Source organism: Vibrio sinaloensis (assembly GCF_000808535.1).
Taxonomy (GTDB): Bacteria; Pseudomonadota; Gammaproteobacteria; order Enterobacterales; family Vibrionaceae; genus Vibrio; species Vibrio sinaloensis_D.
This window is the reverse complement of record NZ_JWLV01000010.1, coordinates 184,525-204,193: the sequence shown is the minus strand read 5'-3', so window position 1 is coordinate 204,193 and position 19,669 is coordinate 184,525. Positions and strand designations below refer to the sequence as shown.

General features: G+C 46.0%; 18 protein-coding genes. 3 read left to right on the top strand and 15 right to left on the bottom strand.

Annotation, left to right across the window (positions count from 1 at the left end):
* Window positions 1–8 precede the first annotated feature (8 nt).
* Complete coding sequence (locus tag RJ47_RS08280; RefSeq protein WP_039483102.1) at window positions 9–3,080, top strand: error-prone DNA polymerase; 3,072 nt, start codon at window positions 9–11, stop codon at window positions 3,078–3,080.
* 50 nt (window positions 3,081–3,130) lie between these two features.
* Here the strand turns inward: RJ47_RS08280 and RJ47_RS08275 are convergent, their stop codons facing one another.
* A complete protein-coding gene (locus RJ47_RS08275; RefSeq protein ID WP_039483101.1) occupies window positions 3,131–4,078 on the bottom strand; it encodes a chemotaxis protein CheV in 948 nt (315 codons plus the stop codon).
* A 249-nt stretch (window positions 4,079–4,327) separates the two neighbouring features.
* On the bottom strand, window positions 4,328–5,545 hold the full coding sequence (locus RJ47_RS08270; RefSeq protein WP_005472977.1) for an ROK family protein: 1,218 nt from the start codon (window positions 5,543–5,545) through the stop codon (window positions 4,328–4,330).
* A 237-nt stretch (window positions 5,546–5,782) separates the two neighbouring features.
* Between RJ47_RS08270 and pyk the strand changes: the two genes are divergently transcribed.
* A complete protein-coding gene (gene pyk / locus RJ47_RS08265) occupies window positions 5,783–7,225 on the top strand; it encodes a pyruvate kinase (protein ID WP_039483098.1) in 1,443 nt (480 codons plus the stop codon).
* 35 nt (window positions 7,226–7,260) lie between these two features.
* On the opposite strand, the gene RJ47_RS08260 is transcribed toward pyk, so the two are convergent.
* Both RJ47_RS08260 and RJ47_RS21220 read right to left on the bottom strand, forming a co-directional pair.
* Window positions 7,261–8,400 (bottom strand): patatin-like phospholipase family protein, encoded by a 1,140-nt coding sequence (locus RJ47_RS08260; RefSeq protein ID WP_038134122.1) that lies wholly within the window; start codon window positions 8,398–8,400, stop codon window positions 7,261–7,263.
* A 10-nt stretch (window positions 8,401–8,410) separates the two neighbouring features.
* Window positions 8,411–8,503 carry a YnhF family membrane protein gene (locus RJ47_RS21220; protein ID WP_150114119.1) on the bottom strand — a complete coding sequence of 31 codons (93 nt, stop codon included), beginning with the start codon at window positions 8,501–8,503 and terminating at the stop codon, window positions 8,411–8,413.
* Window positions 8,504–8,632: 129 nt separating this feature from the next.
* On the opposite strand from RJ47_RS21220, the gene RJ47_RS08255 reads away from it, so the two are divergent.
* Entirely contained in the window at window positions 8,633–9,226 is a 594-nt protein-coding gene (locus tag RJ47_RS08255) for an outer membrane beta-barrel protein (RefSeq protein WP_039483095.1), read from the top strand.
* A 39-nt stretch (window positions 9,227–9,265) separates the two neighbouring features.
* On the opposite strand, the gene RJ47_RS08250 is transcribed toward RJ47_RS08255, so the two are convergent.
* The 11 genes from RJ47_RS08250 to fabD all read right to left on the bottom strand — a co-directional run bounded on the left by RJ47_RS08250 (window position 9,266) and on the right by fabD (window position 19,607).
* On the bottom strand, window positions 9,266–9,688 hold the full coding sequence (locus tag RJ47_RS08250; RefSeq protein WP_038213626.1) for a hypothetical protein: 423 nt from the start codon (window positions 9,686–9,688) through the stop codon (window positions 9,266–9,268).
* A 217-nt stretch (window positions 9,689–9,905) separates the two neighbouring features.
* Entirely contained in the window at window positions 9,906–11,336 is a 1,431-nt protein-coding gene (gene ptsG / locus RJ47_RS08245) for a PTS glucose transporter subunit IIBC (RefSeq protein ID WP_039483091.1), read from the bottom strand.
* Between the two features lie 446 nt (window positions 11,337–11,782).
* A complete protein-coding gene (locus tag RJ47_RS08240; RefSeq protein ID WP_005472989.1) occupies window positions 11,783–12,550 on the bottom strand; it encodes a TatD family hydrolase in 768 nt (255 codons plus the stop codon).
* Entirely contained in the window at window positions 12,541–13,503 is a 963-nt protein-coding gene (gene holB / locus RJ47_RS08235; RefSeq protein ID WP_039483088.1) for a DNA polymerase III subunit delta', read from the bottom strand. Before holB ends, RJ47_RS08240 begins: the two co-directional genes overlap by 10 nt.
* A complete protein-coding gene (tmk, locus tag RJ47_RS08230) occupies window positions 13,503–14,135 on the bottom strand; it encodes a dTMP kinase (RefSeq protein ID WP_039483086.1) in 633 nt (210 codons plus the stop codon). Before tmk ends, holB begins: the two co-directional genes overlap by 1 nt.
* A complete protein-coding gene (gene mltG / locus RJ47_RS08225; RefSeq protein WP_039483083.1) occupies window positions 14,132–15,148 on the bottom strand; it encodes an endolytic transglycosylase MltG in 1,017 nt (338 codons plus the stop codon). The genes tmk and mltG overlap by 4 nt, the downstream gene beginning before the upstream one ends.
* Window positions 15,145–15,948: an aminodeoxychorismate lyase gene (gene pabC, locus RJ47_RS08220; RefSeq protein ID WP_039483081.1), complete on the bottom strand. Its 804-nt coding sequence runs from the start codon at window positions 15,946–15,948 to the stop codon at window positions 15,145–15,147. The genes mltG and pabC overlap by 4 nt, the downstream gene beginning before the upstream one ends.
* A 101-nt stretch (window positions 15,949–16,049) precedes the next feature.
* The gene (gene fabF, locus RJ47_RS08215; protein WP_038134104.1) at window positions 16,050–17,291 is read right to left on the bottom strand and encodes a beta-ketoacyl-ACP synthase II; all 1,242 of its coding nucleotides are present in this window, start codon (window positions 17,289–17,291) and stop codon (window positions 16,050–16,052) included.
* Between the two features lie 90 nt (window positions 17,292–17,381).
* On the bottom strand, window positions 17,382–17,615 hold the full coding sequence (acpP, locus tag RJ47_RS08210) for an acyl carrier protein (protein ID WP_004406112.1): 234 nt from the start codon (window positions 17,613–17,615) through the stop codon (window positions 17,382–17,384).
* A gap of 306 nt (window positions 17,616–17,921) precedes the next feature.
* Window positions 17,922–18,656 carry a 3-oxoacyl-ACP reductase FabG gene (fabG, locus tag RJ47_RS08205; protein WP_038134689.1) on the bottom strand — a complete coding sequence of 245 codons (735 nt, stop codon included), beginning with the start codon at window positions 18,654–18,656 and terminating at the stop codon, window positions 17,922–17,924.
* Between the two features lie 27 nt (window positions 18,657–18,683).
* Entirely contained in the window at window positions 18,684–19,607 is a 924-nt protein-coding gene (gene fabD, locus RJ47_RS08200; protein ID WP_039483077.1) for an ACP S-malonyltransferase, read from the bottom strand.
* Between the last annotated feature and the right edge of the window lie 62 nt (window positions 19,608–19,669).

Here is a 19,669-nt window from a genome sequence, read left to right as displayed (position 1 = left end):
AGGTGGTCATGAAGTACGCGGAACTGTTCTGCCAGACTAATTTTTCTTTTCTGACTGGCGCATCCCACGCTGAAGAGCTGATTTTACAAGCCGATTTTTTACGCTATCACTCATTGGCGATCACCGATGAGTGCTCGGTAGCCGGTGTTGTGCGAGCATACAAAGCGATAGAAACACACCAACTTAACACTCGGCTCATTATTGGCAGCATGTTCTGGCTCAATCAAGAGTGCCAAGTGGTGCTCCTTTGCCCAACTCATGATGCCTACGCAGAGCTGTGCCGCATCATTACCAATGCTAGAAGGCGCTCTGAAAAAGGCCAGTATCAACTTTCGGAGTGGGACTTGATGACAGTGAAACACTGTTTAGTCATTTGGTTACCCTCACATCAAGACTCGGATTTCAAATGGGGGCAATGGCTAACACAGCATCACCAACATCGATTATGGATAGGCATACAACGCCATTTAAGCTCGGACGAGAAGCAATACTTACAGCACTGTGAGCGACTCGCCCAAGAATTGGCTTTGCCGGTTACTGCCTGCGGTGGCGTCTTAATGCACACTGCGACACGCTTGCCGCTGCAACACGTTCTCACGGCGATTCAGTTAGGAAAAAGTGTCGATAATATTGGCAGCCACTTACTGACCAATACGGAGCGCACTCTACGCAGCAAAGAAAAACTCAGCAAACTGTTCAAACCGGAGTGGCTTGAAGAGAGTGTTCATATTGCCAAACGATGTAAGTTTTCGATGGGCGAGCTCCAATATCAGTACCCAAGTGAACTGGTCCCTAACGGCGAATCTCCCAACAACTACTTACGTAAACTCGTGGAGCATGGCAAAAAATTACGCTTTCCTGAAGGCGTACCTGCGCATGTCGAAGAGACAATAGACAAAGAGCTCGATCTGATTGAAGAGCTCAACTACCCATTTTATTTTTTAACCATTCATGACATCGTCATGTTTGCCAAACGTAACTGCATTCTCTACCAAGGGCGAGGTTCAGCAGCAAACTCGGTGGTCTGTTACTGTTTGGAAATCACCTCTGTCGACCCGCGCCAAATCTCGGTTCTGTTTGAGCGTTTCATTAGTAAAGAGCGCAATGAGCCCCCCGACATTGATGTCGACTTTGAGCACGAACGTCGCGAAGAAGTGATTCAATACATCTACCAAAAATATGGCCGTGAGCGCGCTGCACTCGCCGCTACCGTCATTACCTATCGCTTTAAAAGTGCGGTGCGTGATGTAGGGAAGGCACTAGGCATTGAAGAGAGCCAACTCGACTACTTCATCAAAAACGTCAATCGTCGTGATCGCTCTCTAGGCTGGCAAGCACAGATTGTTGAACTAGGGCTACAACCAGGCTCACTTAAGGGTGAGCAGTTCATCGCCTTGGTTAATGAAATCATGGGGTTTCCTCGACATCTCTCTCAGCACGTTGGCGGCTTTGTGATTGCGGCAGGCCCTCTTCATCAATTGGTGCCTGTAGAAAATGCTTCTATGCCAGATAGAACCGTCATTCAGTGGGACAAAGATGACCTCGAGAGCTTAAAACTGCTCAAAGTCGATGTCCTGTCCCTTGGAATGCTCAGTGCTATCCGCAAGTGCTTTGACTGGGTCAAAAAGCTGCACAATCAAGAGCTCAGCATCGCGGAGATCACGCGAAGACAAGACGACCCCAACGTCTATCGAATGATCCAGCAAGCGGATACCGTAGGTGTCTTTCAAATTGAATCGCGTGCCCAAATGAGCATGTTACCGCGCCTTAAGCCCGCCTGCTACTACGATTTAGTCATTCAAATCGCCATCGTCCGCCCAGGCCCAATACAAGGCGATATGGTCCATCCATTTCTCAAGCGCCGTGATGGGATCGAACCAATAACCTACCCTTCCAAAGAGGTGGAGGAAGTGCTGTCACGTACGATGGGAGTCCCCATTTTCCAAGAGCAAGTGATCAAGCTAGCAATGGTGGCCGCCGGATTCAGTGGCGGTGAAGCAGACTCCTTACGCCGCGCGATGGCCGCTTGGAAGAAAAATGGGGACTTAATCAAATTCAAAACCAAACTGATTGAAGGCATGCTCAGTCGCGGCTATGAGCTGGAATTCGCCGAACGTATTTTTGACCAAATTTTAGGCTTCGGTGAATACGGTTTTCCTGAAAGCCACTCCGCCTCTTTTGCGGTACTTGCCTATTGCTCCGCTTGGTTAAAACACTACTATCCTGAAGCGTTTTACACCTCCATACTCAATAGCCTACCTATGGGGTTTTACAGTGCTTCACAACTTGTTCAAGATGCAAAACGTCATAATGTCATGATATTACCAGTCTGCGTTAACCAATCGCTACACGACCATCAAGTCGTAAAATGTGGTGACAAGTTTGCGATTCGACTGGGCTTACGACAAATCAAAGGATTCAGTATTGAGAGTAGCCACCAGTTGATCAAGGCTCGCGGGAAACAAGGATTCAACCACCCGAATCAACTCAAGCACATTGGTTTAAATCGACGTGATATCGAGTTGCTCGCGTCAGCCAACGCAATGCAATCCATCGCCAATAATCGCTACCAAACCCGTTGGTCCATGATGGATTCACTCTCTGATTTGCCACTGTTTAAAGACATGCAAGAGACAAATTCAATACCTGTCGCGGCTCCCTCTGAGATGCAGACCTTACTCGAAGACTATGCCGCAACAGGGCTTTCTCTCCAGCAGCACCCTATTCGTTTACTCGACAAGGCAGGCATGTTGGGACGATTTACCCGTATGAGTGAACTCATGATGCGTCCGCACCAATCGTTAGTGACCGTTGTTGGAGTGGTCACAGGAAAACAAGCTCCCGGAACGGCGGCAGGTGTTACGTTTTTTACCCTTGAAGATGATACGGGCAACATCAATGTGGTGGTGTGGCAAGCCACCGCAAGAGCGCAAAAGCAAGCCTATCTCACCGCCAAAATACTCATGGTGAAAGGGATTTTAGAACGTGAAGGGGAAGTCACCCATGTAATTGCAGGGCGACTCATTGATATGACCGATAAGCTTGAAGGGCTGCAAAGTCGGTCACGGGATTTTCATTAAAAGACAAAAAAGGGTCCCTGAGACCCTTTTCGTTTTTAAAGCAATACTTCTTAATCGGTGAGTATATCTCTTAACCTATCTTGAGCGACCTCAACCAATAGGTCGGGTTGGAACTTAGAAATAAATCGATCACAGCCTACTTTCTTTACCATCGCCTCATTGAAACTGCCGCTAAGTGATGTGTTTAGAGTCACGTAGAGATCTTTCATTCTTGGGTCGCTACGCACTTCATGAGTCAGCTTGTAGCCATCCATTTCTGGCATTTCAGCATCAGTGATCATAAGTAGCAGTTCTTCGACGACATTCTTACCTTCATCCGCCCACGATTTTAACAGCGCCAGAGCTTCAAGGCCGTCTCGGCACTCAATGATATTCAAACCGAGTTGAGATAAGGTTCCTTTGACCTGCGCACGAGCTGTCGAGGAATCATCCACGATCAGTACGTTACGGCCAACCATTTCAGCGGCTAACTGCTCATCAAGAACACCTTCAGAAATAGACACATCGTAATCGATGATTTCAGCGAGCACTTTTTCTACATCGATAATCTCGACGATTTCTTGGTTCTCGCCATCTTTAATTCGCGTAATCGCGGTAAGGTAGTTTGAGCGCCCTGCCGTTTTTGGTGGCGGCTGAATTTCCGTCCATGCAGTGTTGACGATATTACGAACTTGACCGACCAAAAAGCCTTGTACGGTACGGTTATACTCGGTAATGATTAAGTTCTGTTCTTGTGCCTCTTGGCGAGAAGGAGGAAAGCCGATCGCACTGCGAAGGTCAATGACAGGAACAGACACACCACGCAACGAAGCAACGCCAGTAATGTTGTGATGAGAACCCGGCATTTTCGTCAACTGTGGCACTTTAATGACTTCGCGAACCTTAAACACATTAATGGCAAAGATCTGTCTACTGTTTAGACTAAATAACAACAACTCTAAACGGTTTTCACCAACTAGGTTCGTACGCTGATCAACCGTATTTAAAACTCCAGACATACCACTTCTCTACCAAAAGGTTATATAAACAAAATAGTCTAAAGAAAGACTAAGGTAAAAACTAATACCAAGACCACTAATTTGTATTTTAACAAAGTGTAGATATGGAAATAGAGACCGAGGTCAATGGCACCAGTGATGAAGACTCGGCACCTCAAACCCTCTACTAGCAAAAGTATAGTCTGCTAATAACAGAAAGATTATAGGGGTTTAGTGAAAAGATAGATAGTAAGTGAGCAACCGAAGGCATTAGCCCTCGATCACTTTCATCAATAATAGGCCGTCATAGAGCGCTTGCTTGATAAGTGCTGCGCCCGGCATGGTTGCCTGTTTGTAGAATCGAGACTCCACCAGCTCAAGATCTTGATGGTAAACAGGAAGGCTTTGCTCTTCGATGCATGTTTGAATCGCAGGATAAAGCACTTCTTTAGCTTGGTTAATCGCGCCACCAATCAATATCTTCTCAGGGTTGAAAAGGTTGATCACAATCGAAATGGCCGATCCTAGGTAACGCCCCAACTTCTCTACAACATCAACCGCTAGCGCATCACCTTTTTCTGCGGCTTCACAGATGTCTTCAACAGAAATTTCCTCAATTTCCGACAATATCGACGCTTCACCGTTCGCGATACGCTCTGCCACTTCACTACGGATAGCTTGCGAACTCGCCACGGTCTCTAGACAACCGCGATTTCCACAGTGGCATTGTTTACCATTTGGGTCGATCTGAATATGCCCTAGTTCGCCGATATTGCCATGACGACCTTGCAACACTCGGCCATCGAGTATGATGCCTGCGCCCAAACCATGGTGGATGGAGATTAACACCGAGTTATCGTTTTCTTGAGAGTGACCAAAGAGCTTCTCCGCCAACGCCCATGCACGCGTATCATTGGCAATGAAAACGGGGAGCCCTGTCGCCTTATAGATTTCTGGGCCAAGAGCCAAATTCTCGACATTGTAGTGTGGCATCTGCAACACAATGCCCTGCTCGGAATTCACTAAGCCAGGAAGAGTGATAGCGATACTCGTCACACGATCTAGTTGGTCAGAATAGGTCTGGAAAAACTCGTCAATTTCATGCAGCAGGCGAGCAAGTACATCTTCTTGATCAATTTCATGAATGTCGATTTTTGTATCAATCAATACATCACCGCCCAATTCATGCAGAGCAATGGTCAAGTAGCCTCGGCCAAGACGCATCGACAAAAATTGCCAACCCTCATTGTTCACTTGCAAACCAACCGCAGGTCGCCCCCGACTGGTGGCCTCTTGCACGGTTGTTTCATGAATGAGGTGGGCTTCGATCAATTCACGAGTAATCTTGGTGATACTAGCGGGTGCCAGTTCACTCTCCTTCGATAAATCGATGCGAGAAATAGGCCCTTTTTGATCAATGAGTTTATAGACCCGTCCAGCATTGACCTGCTTGATATGATCAATATGGCCAGGTTGAGCCATGTACATAGAGTGCTCCGAATATCAACAACTAGGTAATTTTTTTACTTTGCGAAGTAATTGTGAAGAGCTTTGATAGATCGCCGTGACAAGTGTCACGTATAAACATGTTTCTTTGTGTACCCAGTCAAATAGCGAAGGCTTTATCACATTTCATGCTCTATTTTTTTGCATAAATAATTATGTATTTTTCCTACCCGTCTAAAATTACTAATTATCACGCAGAGTCAGATCAAGGAGATCATAATGACCTCACCACAAAGAAGAACAAAAATCGTCTCAACACTCGGACCTTCAACAGATAAGCCTGGAATATTAGAAGCAATACTCGAAGCAGGCGTGAACGTCGTTCGCATGAATTTCTCACATGGCACCGCCGACGACCATCGCCAACGCGTGACTCGTGTACGCAATATCGCCGCTAAACTAGGTACACACATTGCGATTCTTGGCGATCTACAAGGGCCGAAGATTCGTGTTTCGACGTTTGCAGAAGGAAAAATCCACCTCAATGTCGGTGACAATTTTACGCTCGACAGCGCGCTTCCTGCGGGTCAAGGCAATCAGGATGCGGTAGGTTTGGATTACAAAGCGCTGCCTCAAGATGTGTCTGCGGGTGATGTTCTTCTGATCGATGACGGGCGAGTCCAATTGAAAGTCATTGGCGTCACTGACACAGAGGTTCGTACCAAAGTGACCATTGGTGGTGCGCTATCCAATAACAAAGGCATCAACAAAAAAGGCGGTGGCCTTTCCGCCGATGCCCTGACTGAAAAAGACAAGAATGATATTAAGCTCGCGGCCGAACTCAAAGTCGATTACCTAGCGGTTTCTTTCCCGCGTAATGGCGAAGACATGAAATACGCAAGACGCTTAGCGCGCGATGCGGGGCTTCACGCTAGGCTGGTTGCCAAAGTAGAACGAGCAGAAACCGTTGCGACCGAAGAGAATATCGATGACATCATTAAAGCTTCAGACGCCGTCATGGTGGCGCGTGGCGACCTTGGTGTGGAAATAGGTGATCCTGAGCTAATTGGTGTACAAAAACAGCTTATACGACGTGCTAGAGCGTTAAATAGAACCGTCATTACTGCAACACAGATGATGGAGTCGATGATGGAAAACCCAATGCCTACACGAGCCGAAGTGATGGATGTCGCCAATGCCGTGCTCGATGGCACCGATGCAGTGATGCTATCTGGCGAGACTGCCGCAGGTAAATACCCATTAGAAACCGTACGATCAATGGCAGAGGTCTGTTTAGGAGCCGAGAAAATGGCCGACATCAACCGTTCGAGCTATCGAATGGAAGAGGTTTTTGAAAGCAGCGAAGAGACAATCTCGATGTCGACCATGTTCGCCGCCAACCATATGCGCGGCATAAAAGGCATCATCACATTAACCGAATCGGGTCGTACCGCATTGATGACATCTAGGTTGAGCTCTGGTTTACCTATTTTCGCTTTATCGCGCAACGAAGCGACGCTGAATCTCTCAGCGCTATATCGCGGCGTCTTTCCGGTTTATTTTGATTCTAAAGGAGATACGGGGTTAGTTACGGCTCAAGCGGCGGTCGAGACCCTGAAACAACGAGGGCTGTTAGACGACGGTGACCTTGTGATCATTACTCAGGGCGATGTGATGGATGTGGTTGGTTCAACCAACTGTATGCGTATCCTATCTGCCTAACTAGATCATAAAAACGCAATAGGGAGCGATGCTCCCTATTTCATTTCTTGTGGAATAAGCTGACTATAGGTTTCAACGAAACGAAAGCCGGCATCGAGTCCCAACTGATAGTCATGCAACAAGCTCTCCTTTTCACTCAGCAATGAGCTTGAACGCAGCGGCTCTTCGGGTTTTATCTGGACAATAAAACAATCATCTGGCGGTGCTTGGAGAAAATCTTGGGTTAACGAATAGGTCTGATAATGAACCATCAACATATCCGCCAAACCAGAATCAAATTTATCTCCAAGAAGGTGGCTAAGCCTGTAGATATCATCGGCTCCAAATAACCAACGCCCGCCATTCAATGCCTCAAAATGGTTAAGCTCGGGTTTATGTCGATGCGCTCGCGAAACCTGCTCGTTCAAGAAGGTATTCCAATCAGATTTCCATTGTATTAATTTACTCTGCCAATGGCCTTGGATAGAGTTGAATGAATCGCGAAACCATTCAACCGCCTCCTTTTCAACGACTTCCGGAGTGTCCGACACCAAATCGTCGCCTTCAGTTCGAATCACAACAATGCATCGAGCTTCGCGGCGCCATGCTTCCTGTACGGGTATTGACGCAGACACACCACCATCTACGTATATACCATGTTCAAATTCGACTGGTTGATTGTACAACCGTGGAATCGCACAGGTCGCAATTAGGACTTTTTTCCAATCCTCACTGAGCATTGGCAAATAGTGATCCATCAACTTGTGGGTGTCGGTTACCGCGGCAAACGCTTCTCGCCCGGCGAGCACCTGGCGTCCCATATCAATATCAAGACGATACGGATAGTCAGATACACGATCGAGCGCCCAATCTAAACCCAAAAATTGGCGACGGCGAATATAGCTAAACAGATGAAAAAACTGAGGGTCTGTGGTCAAATCGAGAATAAAGGATTTTCCAATACCACGCTGACGACAAAGAAACGCACATAAATTCAGCGCACCGGCTGACGTACCGTAGAAGGAATGAAAAGGATCGAAGTTTGATAGGAGAAAGGCATCTAATACACCAGAGGTAAAAATACCCCTTTGGCCGCCACCTTGAGCAACCAACGCATTTTTACCGCCGGTGTACTTTTTGAAGTTCTGAAGATCGAGTTGTACCGCAGCGTTTGTCACCACACCGCTATTTCGCATTCAAAACTCTCTACATTGTCGATATCGCGACAACGCCAAATCCAATTAAAACGGAAAAGACGACAGCCGTGATGATTAGGGCATATTTGAGATCGTGTTCCATAGACACCTCCTTCTTGTTTAACAAAGTAATAACATCACTGTGAATCATCTTCAATAATTGCGTTTTTTTTGTGCTTAATTATGGTGTTAGCATCACAATTAGTAGGTGTATTCAATCTTTGGAGCCAGTATGAACTTTGTTATCCGCGCGGGAGTTTTCTTATGTTTACTCGGAGCAACTCACGGCTATGCAGCCGAACTGTATATCACGCCATGGGTGGGATATACCCTAGGCGGCAGTGTTGAAAACCAAGATGGCGATGACTTTGATCTTGAAGCGTCTACTAACTTGGGATTGAGTGTCGAAACCGATCTAGACAACGGACGAATAGGCTTGTTTTATACTCGACAAGCCACCAAAGTAGAACAGGTCAACTTGGATTCTGATGTGCACTATTTGCATTTTCAGAGCAGCATCCAATATGAACTGAGTCAGGATTTTTCTTCTTATCTAGGGCTTGGGTTGGGAGGTTCTTACGTAGATGCAGAGTGGGTAGACGACAAACTTGGTTTTTCAGCATCAATTTTTGGTGGATTCGAATACCAAATTACCAACTATCTTGCGGCAAATGTTCAAGCCCGATGGTTAGGTACCGTCGTTGACAATGACACTAAAGGAGTATGTAACCTCCCGACAACTGGCTCTGATTCTTGTGTGATTCAATTTAAAACATCTTGGATGAACCAGTTTTCTACCAACGTCGGCTTAACTTGGCGTTTTTAATCAAACTTTTGGGGGGAGATCCCCCCTATTGCAGCCAACTTAAAACGAGTACTTAATGCCCAGTGCGCCACCAACTTGTAGCTTCGCCCCTGAATACAAGTCCAACTCTGGATGGATTTGGCCATACATGTTCCAACCTTTACTGATGTCCCACTTCAAGCCAAGTGGTAATCGAGCGCCGAACTCCTTACCTTCCCACTCGCTCCAACCGCCTACGCCAACGTACCATGATACGGGCATACTTTGATCAAACTCGCCACGCGATATGATGTAATCAAAAGCACCGCCATCGTTACCAATGGTAAAACGATACTGGTTATCGATTTCAACCACAACACTCAGGTCTTGGTCCAATGCCATCCCTACCGACAAGTCTGTTTTTTGTGGTTCATCAGCACTAGAAGAAAAAGAAACTGCGAAAAGTAGTGTCCCTAGTGCACCTGAAAAGAGCGCTTTGTTCATACAAACCCCATACCTTAGATAATATAAAACAGCGTACAATTATCTTGTATCAGGTCTCCTTAGTGTCAGGCAAAAGTTAATGTGCCGCAAAGATGCCGCCTACAAGAGCAGCAATTTGTAACAAACCAAAACATACGTCGCGAGTCTCTGACTTTAGTACAAACGAAAAAAAGGAGGCCTAAGCCTCCTTTTCGCAATTTAGATGAGTAGGTGGGAATTAACCGTGGTTACGGATCCACTCATCCATTTCAGTTTTCAGGTTGTCAGACTTAGTACCGAAAATAGCTTGAACACCACCTGCTACAACAACAACACCCGCAGCGCCTAGTTGTTTTAGCTTGTCTTGGTCAACTGCAGCTGTGTCAGCTACTGCAACACGTAGACGAGTGATACATGCGTCTAGACCAGTGATGTTTGCTTTACCGCCAAATGCAGCAACCAACTCACCTGCTAAGTCAGAACCTGTCGCAACAGATGCTTCTTCAGATTCGTCTTCACGACCTGGAGTTTTAAGGTCCATCGCTTTGATTACAGCACGGAACACTACGTAGTAGATTGCAGCGTACACAACACCTACAGCAATCATCAGACCCATCTTCTGTGCGTTACCAGAAAGAACTAGGAAGTCGATTAGACCGTGTGAGAATGAAGTACCGTGTACAAAACCTAGAGTGTTAGCCACTACGTATGCAGAACCTGCTAGTAGAGCGTGGATACCGTATAGTACAGGAGCTACGAATAGGAATGAGAATTCGATTGGCTCAGTGATACCGGTTAGGAATGAAGTCAGTGCAGCAGACGCCATGATACCCATTACTTTCGCGCGGTTCTCTGGTTTAGCAGAGTGAGCGATAGCGATAGCAGCAGCTGGTAGACCGAACATCTTGAACATGTAACCACCAGCTAGCTGACCGAAGCCGTTGCCCGCAGCACGAGATGCTTCATCAGCAACTAGGTAACAAGTTAGTACGCCGTTTTGAGTTTCGCCTGCAGCGTTAACACAAGTACCTGCTTCGAAGAAGAATGGTACGTTCCATACGTGGTGTAGACCGAATGGGATTAGTGAACGCTCAACGATACCGTAGATACCAAACGCAACTTGTGGGTTTTGGTGAGCAGCCCAGTCAGAGAATGATGCAATCGCACCACCGATTGGAGGCCATACAACAGACAGTACGATACCTAGACCGATCGCTGTGAAACCAGTGATGATTGGCACAGCACGCTTACCAGCGAAGAAGCCAAGGTACTCTGGAAGTTGGATTTTGAAGAAACGGTTAAATGCCCAAGCAGCCACACCACCGACAAGGATACCACCTAGTACACCTGTATCGATTTTCTCAACGCCCATAACACCAGCCATAACGCTTAGCGTTGCAGTCATGATGCCGTAACCAACGATTGCAGCAAGACCTGCTACACCGTCGTTGTTAGTAAAGCCAAGTGCTACACCAACAGCAAATAGAAGTGCCATTTGGCCAAATACTGAGCCACCCGCTTGTTCCATTAGGTTAGAAACGATATCTGGAATGAAGCTTAGGTCGGCAGCACCCACACCTAGTAAAATACCTGCAACTGGTAATACTGATACTGGTAGCATCAGAGCTTTACCAACTTTTTGCAGGTTAGCAAAAAGGTTCTTAAACATGTTTATGCTCCTGAAAAGTTTATAAGATTTATTGGGCTCTAACGGCACACCCCCGTAGCCTTAAATGTTAGCACCCAGAAAAAATGTAACCACTTATGTCACTATATTTTCTGGCTCTAAATATATATTGAGGGTTAACAGTCTTACTAGCGGGTTACGAAATTAAGTTTCAAACTAATAGATAGATCACAATAAAAACCGCATACTGAAATGCTTTACAATCATGGTAAACATTTGTTTTTAAATAACTATTTTGTAAATACGATTAATTTCACCGAGTAAATAAAATAGGCAGCATTGTTATTTTATGTAACAAATTTACAAAAGTGATATTTTCAGCTCTCAAGTTCAACAAAATTAGTAAACAAAGCCAGCCAAACGCTTGCGTGTGATCTAACTTACAAAAAAAAGGAGCTCTCGCTCCTTTTTTAATCAACTTTCATTTTCTATCTCAAAAAAAGATTTCTAAAGTTTTCGCTGGTTTTTTCTCCAACTTCACCAAGAGAAAGGCCTTTCAGCTGCGCAATGTAGGAAGCAACCTCGACGACATACGCCGGTTGGTTCTGTTTTCCTCGATGCGGGACAGGAGCCAGATACGGAGAATCAGTTTCGATAAGAAGTCGCTCTAAAGGCAGCGCTTTGACGACCTCTTTCAGCTCTGTAGCCTGTCGAAAGGTGACGATACCCGAAATCGAAATGTAAAAACCTAAGTCCATCGCAGCTTCAGCAAACGCAAGATCTTCAGTGAAGCAGTGAATAACTCCACCACACTTCTCAGCGCCACCATTACGCAATATATCGAGTGTATCTTGCCTAGCGTTGCGCGTGTGGATGATGAGTGGCTTATTCAGTTTTACCCCAAGTTCAACCTGCTGCTCAAATCGCAGTTTTTGTAAGTCTGCAGTTTCTGGCTGATAGTGGTAATCCAAACCAGTTTCGCCAATGGCAACAACACGAGAGTGGGCAGCGTAGTCATGTAATCGGTCCAACGCAAAATCGCTTTCTACGTCGAGTGGGTGGACACCACAAGAAGCATAAACGTTGTCAAAAGGTTCTATCATTTCCAACATCTTTGGAAAAGAGTCTAACGTTACCCCTACTGAAAGAAGCTCTGTAACGTTTGCCGCTTTCGCTTTAGCGACCACATCAGCAATGCCGGTGTGGAGATCTTGATAATCAAGCTTATCTAAATGGCAGTGTGAGTCTACGAACATGTTTCCCCGTTAAATCTAAATAACCAATCCAAAATGAGCAGCTCACTGTTGAGCCCTGAATGCTGACGCAACTGGCCGATGAGAGCACTTAATGCCTTTGTCTGCTGATAAAGAATATCGTAGCTAACTAGCTCAGACAGCCGTTTTGCCCCAGGGACAAAAAACGGCATGTTGACAGAAAAATGGACTTTTTGAGCATCAGTGAGTAAATACCACAACCAAAGCAAGGTCTCATGAGGGTTGTTTGCCAACGCTTTCGCCAGAGATAAGCTGTCACCCGACAGTTCAACAACCTGAATCAAGCTCTGCTCGACTTTGAGGTACTCTTGCTCTTTATCCTGCTCTACAAACTGTAGTGTGTTTAGTGGCGCATTGCTATTTAAGTGCGCCGCGTACTCAGGTACAGAGCGGCTGGTCTGCTCTGAGATCCACTGAGTCACCATCTCAGAGTTAGGAGGAGTGACTTGCCATTGCTGACAGCGACTCGTGATAGTGGGCAACAGGCCATTACTACGGTGGGTAACCAGCAGGAACATACAGCTTCCGGAAGGTTCTTCAAGAGTTTTCAATAACGCATTAGCAGCAGATTCATTCATCGAATCTGCTGGCTCAATCACAAATAAGCGAAGACCGCCTAATTGAGACGATTCTTGTGCTTGTCTATTACACTGGCGAATTTGATCGACTGAAATGGCTTTGCCTTCTTTTTCAGGTTGGACAATATGATAGTCAGGATGACTACCAGACTGCATAAGCTGACAGCTATGACAAAAACCGCAAGCCTCATGGTCATAATTGCTGCACATAACAGCACGGCTAAAATGTTCAACAATCTGCTCAGCACCCAAGCCTGGTTTTGCGGTCAACATCGCTGCGTTGGAAAAGCGACCATTTTGCAAACTCGCCTGCCACTCTTGCCAAAGCTCAGATAACCAAGGGTAAAGCGTCGTCATTACAGTGTATCCATCCAAGAACGTAATGCGATTTTTATATCCGTTGCTACCTGATCGATGGTTTGCTCAGCATTGACCACCATGACACTCTCGTCTGCATTTGCCATTTCAAGGTATCGTTCGCGTGTTCGATCAAAGAAACTCATGTCCATTTTCTCGATACGATCCAACTCTCCACGTCCTCGCGCGCGTTCAAGCCCAACTCGTGGGTCAAGATCGAGATAGATGGTCAAATCGGGTTTAAAGTCACCAAGCGTTGTCTGCTTTAAAGACGCCATTGTCTCTTTGGCAATCTGACGTCCTCCTCCTTGATACGCCTGAGAGGACATATCGTGACGGTCGCCCACCACCCAAGTACCCGACTCTAATGCAGGCTTGATAACATTCTCGACCAATTGAACGCGAGCGGCATACATAAGCAGCACCTCACTCATATCTTGCAATACCTCACCGTCGTGCTCTTGCTTGACGAGAGTGCGCAGTTTCTCAGCTAACACGGTTCCACCAGGTTCGCGTGTGTTCTTGATACGTTCAACGCCCGCTTGCTTTAGAGTCTCCATCACTGCATTAATGGCAGTGCTTTTACCCGCGCCTTCTAGGCCTTCGATAACGATAAATTTAGCTTGGCTCATTGGTTACTTCTTAATTGTTTTAAATAGGCTCGTACAGCACGGTTGTGTTCTGCCAATGATTTCGAGAACACATGACCACCTTTACCACTGGCAACAAAATAGAGATAGTTGCTCGCCTCTGGATTGAGTGCCGCTGCAATAGAGGCTTCTCCCGGCATCGCAATCGGTGTCGGTGGTAAGCCAAAAATTGTGTATGTATTGTATGGTGTCGGTGTGCGAAGATCTTTTTTGCGAATATTGCCGTCATACTTATCGCCCATCCCGTAAATAACGGTAGGATCAGTCTGCAAACGCATACGCTTATTGAGACGATTAACAAAGACAGAAGCAACACGCTCTCGCTCTTCTTCTACTGCGGTCTCTTTTTCAATGATAGACGCAAGGATTAACGCTTCATAAGGCGTCTTTAACGGTAAGTCTTCTTGTCTTTGCTGCCATTGTTCATCAAGAATAGCCTGCAGTTTAGCGGAAGCACGCTTCAAGATATCGAGATCTGAGGTGCCAAACGTATAGTGATACGTTTCTGCAAGCATTAATCCTTCTAACTTATCATGTTCAAGGCCAAGTTTTTGAGCGATCTCTGCTTCACTTAAGCCCGACATTTCATGCTCTAAATACTCAGCTGTTTCGAGTGCTTGACGCCACTCCTTAAACGTTGAACCTTCGACAAAAGTAATTGCAAATTGGTGTTCTTTGCCAGACTTAAGTAATTCAAGAGCCTGAGCTAAGGTAGTATTGGGTTCAAGTAAATAGGTTCCCGCTTTTAACTGAGTCAGCTCAGGGTGAAAACGGCGAACAAGTTTGGAGAAATCACTCCCCACAATGATTCCCTTTTCAGTTAACTGGGATAAGACACGGTTAAAACCAGTTCCTGACTTGAGAGTAAAGATTTGCTCTTGTTCGATATTGAGAGGCTGAGCGATATACTGCTCAACTTGTTTAGTGACATAGCCATAACCTGCCGCCGCAGCAAGCGCGACCAACAGTAAAAAAATAGTGATTTTTTTAATCACGACAGGGCCTTCTCCTGAATAGTTCTTGTAAGTTTTCCAATTAAAAATGTCTGCTTTTCGATTGCAGAGACAGGTGCCACACCCAAAATGGAGTTAGTGACAAAAACCTCATCAGCCGCCAACAGATCTTCCATCACGTAGTCTGCCTCCTTCACTGAGACTCCAAGCTTAGACACTACGTCCAACACCACGCGACGCATAACACCATCGACACCCGCATTCGAAAGGCTAGGCGTATATAACACCTCACCTTTCAACCAAAACAAGTTAGCCATAGTGGTTTCAACAACCTTGTCATTGCAATCCAACGCAATACCATCGACGTAGCCTTGTTGCTCTATATCCGCTTTCAATAATATTTGTTCAAGACGGTTGTTATGTTTGTGCCCTGCCAACATTGGGTTAATCCCTAATCGCTTGTGACAGACACCTAACACAACGCCATCTTGACACCATTGTTCATAGTGAGACGGAAATGGAAAGGCGCTAATGGTAACATTTGATGAGGTCACTTGAGTAGGGCTATATCCGCGCCCTCCTTCTCCTCGGCTGATATGCAGTTTGAGACCAGCTTTCTCTTCGGTATTTGCCATTTGCTTGAGCCAACATTCGATCTGCCTCCAATCAGGAGATTCGATGCCAAGTAGCTTCAAACACGCGTCCATTCTTGCAATATGCCTGTGCCAATGCTGCACCTGCCCATGTCGGGTCAACATGGTGGTAAAACAACCATCACCATATTGAAACGAGCGATCTGTCAGCGCGACACAATCCTGCAACTCTCCATTGAGCAAATACATGTCATTCCTACGTCTGTGAAGATTTAAACGATTATTAAATAACAAAACGGCTTAATGCCAAAGCACTAAGCCGTTTTATTTAACAGAGTTGAAACCGTTCTTTAGATTTTTTTGAATACTAGAGAACCGTTAGTACCACCGAAACCAAATGAGTTACAGATCGCGTAATCCATTGATACTTCTTTTGCCGTGTGTGGTACAAGGTCGATATCAAGACCTTCTTCTGGATTGTCAAGGTTGATCGTCGGAGGAACGATTTGGTCAACAAGAGACATCACCGTAATGATAGCTTCTACTGAACCCGCCGCACCAAGTAGGTGACCCGTCATAGACTTAGTCGAAGAAACCTTAACTTGTTTAGCACCTTCTTCACCCAGAGCACGCTTCACACCTTTGATTTCTGCGACATCACCAGCTGGTGTAGAGGTGCCATGTGCGTTTACATAGCCAACCTGAGTGCCTACGATACCCGCGTCACGCATTGCTGCTTCCATCGCTAGAGCGCCACCTGATCCATCTTCAGATGGAGAAGTCATGTGGTAAGCATCGCCCGACATACCGAAGCCAACCAGCTCAGCGTAGATTTTCGCGCCACGTGCTTTCGCATGTTCGTACTCTTCTAGAACCATCATGCCCGCACCGTCACCTAGAACAAAACCGTCACGGTCTTTATCCCAAGGACGAGAAGCTTTTTGTGGCTCATCGTTACGAGTCGACAACGCTTTAGCTGCGCCAAAACCTGCCATACCAAGCGGAGTCGATGCTTTCTCTGCACCGCCTGCAACCATTGCATCAGCGTCGCCGTAGGCAATCATACGCGCAGCATGACCGATGTTGTGAAGACCAGTAGTACACGCCGTCGAGATCGCGATATTAGGACCGCGAAGACCACGCATAATAGATAAGTTACCTGCAACCATGTTAACGATGGTTGATGGAACGAAGAATGGGCTAACTTTACGTGGGCCTTTTTCAACTAGTGCTGTGTGACCAGTTTCAATCAAGTCAAGACCACCAATGCCAGAGCCGATAGCGACACCTACACGAGGTGCATTTTCTTCGTTAATTTGTAAACCAGAGTCATCTAGAGCTTGAATACCCGCTGCGATACCGTATTGGATAAATAAATCCATTTTACGTGCATCTTTCTTAGACATGTACTCGGTACAGTCAAAGTCTTTTACCAGACCCGCAAAACGAGTAGAGAAGTTTTCGGCGTCAAAATGCTCGATATTTACGATACCACTTTGACCAGCAAGCAGGGCTTTCCAAGATGATTCTACGGTGTTGCCTACCGGTGACAACATACCCATGCCAGTGACAACAACACGACGCTTGGACACGATATTATTCTCCGGAAATGAAATGATTCTATGGAAGGATAGAAGGGTTAAAAAGAACACAGGCGGCCAGAAGGCCGCCTGGGGGAGATATTACTGAGCGCTGTTTACGTAGTCGATTGCAGCTTGAACAGTAGTGATTTTCTCAGCTTCTTCGTCTGGAATCTCAGTATCGAATTCTTCTTCTAGAGCCATTACTAGTTCAACAGTGTCTAGAGAATCAGCACCTAGGTCGTCAACGAATGAAGCTTCGTTTTTAACTTCAGCTTCGTCTACACCTAGCTGTTCAACAATGATTTTCTTTACGCGTTCTTCGATGTTGCTCATTTTTTCTTTTCCTTTACAGATTTCGCTCAATGCGATGATTCCGTAGTTTATTCGAACTACTGAAAGTTGCAAGGGGGACCTTGCTGGTCAAACCACAATTTTAGCGAATTTAACCGAAATTCAATACATTTTTGACTTAAATCATGCACAAATGTTGCGCATGTTCATGCCAGTTGTCACCAAATATAGGCTATTTTAGTGACATTCCCTAACTTGAATGATGACATTTTAGGTTAATTGACAAATTATGCAGAATTTTGAGTACTCTTTCGCTAAAAAGTTCACTTTCTCTGCGTAATGTATCAATTAAACCATGTACATGCCGCCATTTACATGCAAAGTTTCGCCTGTGATGTAAGCCGCTTCTGGTGAAGCTAAGAATACAACCGCAGACGCAATTTCACGTGGGTCACCTAAACGACCTGCCGGTACAGCAGATAATGTCGCCGCACGTTGATCGTCATTCAGCGCTTTGGTCATATCTGTTTCGATAAAACCTGGAGCAACTGTGTTTACAGTAACACCGCGAGAAGCAACTTCGCGCGCCATAGATTTAGTGAAACCAATTACGCCCGCTTTTGCTGCCGCATAGTTAGCCTGGCCTGCATTACCCATAGTACCAACAACAGAACCTACGTTGATGATACGGCCAGCACGCTTCTTCATCATGCCACGCAGAACCGCTTTAGACATACGGAAGATTGGCGTCAGGTTAGTATCGATGATGTCATCCCACTCAGAGTCTTTCATACGCATAAGTAGGTTGTCACGGGTGATACCTGCGTTGTTGACTAGGATGTCAATGGCACCAAACTCATCGTTGATCGTCTTAAGTGTTGCTTCGATAGACTCTACGTTAGTTACGTTAAGCGCCAGGCCTTTGCCGTTCTCGCCTAGGTACTCGCTGATTGCCGCTGCGCCGCCTTCAGACGTTGCTGTGCCAATTACTGTTGCGCCACGCTCAACAAGCAGTTCAGCGATTGCACGACCAATACCACGGCTTGCACCAGTAACTAGAGCAACTTTGCCTTCTAGGTTCATCATGTTCGTTATTCCTTTGTGCTTAAATTACTTAGCAGCGTCTAGAGATGCAGCATCGTTAACTGCAGCGCCACTTAGTGTCTTAACAATTCGTTTTGTTAGGCCAGTTAGAACTTTACCAGGGCCAAGCTCCAGTAGTTTCTCTACGCCTTGCTCGCTCATTAGCTGTACGCTCTCAGTCCAACGAACTGGGCTGTATAGCTGACGTACAAGCGCATCTTTAATTTTTACAGGATCTGTTTCCGCAGCAACATCAACGTTGTTGATTACTGGAAGCTGAGGAGCACTAAATTCTAGCTCTTCTAGAGCAATAGCTAGCTTGTCTGCTGCTGGCTTCATTAGTGCACAGTGAGAAGGCACAGATACAGGAAGAGGAAGTGCACGCTTAGCGCCCGCTTCTTTACATAGCGCACCAGCGCGCTCTACTGCATCTTTGCTACCAGCGATAACAACCTGACCTGGAGAGTTGAAGTTTACTGGAGAAACAACCTCACCTTGCGCCGCTTCTTCACACGCTTTAGCGATTGATTCGTCATCAAGGCCGATAATTGCATACATCGCTCCAGTACCCGCTGGTACCGCTTCTTGCATCAATTGACCACGAAGCTGAACCAATTTGATCGCTTCTTTAAAGTCGATAACACCAGCACATACCAATGCTGAGTATTCACCAAGGCTGTGGCCTGCAAGGTTTGCTGGTTGCTCAAGACCTTGCTCTTGCCATACGCGCCAAATCGCAACAGAAGAAGCGAGCAAAGCAGGTTGAGTACGGTGAGTTTGATTTAAATCTTCTGCAGGGCCATTTTGAACAAGAGCCCATAGATCGTAGCCCAGCGCTTCTGACGCTTCAGCAAAAGTCTGTTTTACCACGTCATGTTGTTCACCAAGTTCAGCAAGCATACCCACAGTTTGTGAGCCTTGACCTGGAAAAACGATAGCAAACTTACTCATTTTATTTTCCTTAAACTGGATTCTTTAAATCAAAGAAGAAAGAAAAGATGCCCTCAAAGGCA

Coding starts and splice junctions, on each gene's coding strand:
- RJ47_RS08280 (WP_039483102.1), top strand. CDS start 9: ATGAAGTACGCGGAACTGTTCTGCCAGACTAATTTTTCTTTTCTGACT.
- RJ47_RS08275 (WP_039483101.1), bottom strand. CDS start 4,078: ATGTCTGGAGTTTTAAATACGGTTGATCAGCGTACGAACCTAGTTGGT.
- RJ47_RS08270 (WP_005472977.1), bottom strand. CDS start 5,545: ATGTACATGGCTCAACCTGGCCATATTGATCATATCAAGCAGGTCAAT.
- pyk (WP_039483098.1), top strand. CDS start 5,783: ATGACCTCACCACAAAGAAGAACAAAAATCGTCTCAACACTCGGACCT.
- RJ47_RS08260 (WP_038134122.1), bottom strand. CDS start 8,400: ATGCGAAATAGCGGTGTGGTGACAAACGCTGCGGTACAACTCGATCTT.
- RJ47_RS21220 (WP_150114119.1), bottom strand. CDS start 8,503: ATGGAACACGATCTCAAATATGCCCTAATCATCACGGCTGTCGTCTTT.
- RJ47_RS08255 (WP_039483095.1), top strand. CDS start 8,633: ATGAACTTTGTTATCCGCGCGGGAGTTTTCTTATGTTTACTCGGAGCA.
- RJ47_RS08250 (WP_038213626.1), bottom strand. CDS start 9,688: ATGAACAAAGCGCTCTTTTCAGGTGCACTAGGGACACTACTTTTCGCA.
- ptsG (WP_039483091.1), bottom strand. CDS start 11,336: ATGTTTAAGAACCTTTTTGCTAACCTGCAAAAAGTTGGTAAAGCTCTG.
- RJ47_RS08240 (WP_005472989.1), bottom strand. CDS start 12,550: ATGTTCGTAGACTCACACTGCCATTTAGATAAGCTTGATTATCAAGAT.
- holB (WP_039483088.1), bottom strand. CDS start 13,503: ATGACGACGCTTTACCCTTGGTTATCTGAGCTTTGGCAAGAGTGGCAG.
- tmk (WP_039483086.1), bottom strand. CDS start 14,135: ATGAGCCAAGCTAAATTTATCGTTATCGAAGGCCTAGAAGGCGCGGGT.
- pabC (WP_039483081.1), bottom strand. CDS start 15,948: ATGTATTTGCTCAATGGAGAGTTGCAGGATTGTGTCGCGCTGACAGAT.
- acpP (WP_004406112.1), bottom strand. CDS start 17,615: ATGAGCAACATCGAAGAACGCGTAAAGAAAATCATTGTTGAACAGCTA.
- fabG (WP_038134689.1), bottom strand. CDS start 18,656: ATGAACCTAGAAGGCAAAGTTGCTCTAGTTACTGGTGCAAGCCGTGGT.
- fabD (WP_039483077.1), bottom strand. CDS start 19,607: ATGAGTAAGTTTGCTATCGTTTTTCCAGGTCAAGGCTCACAAACTGTG.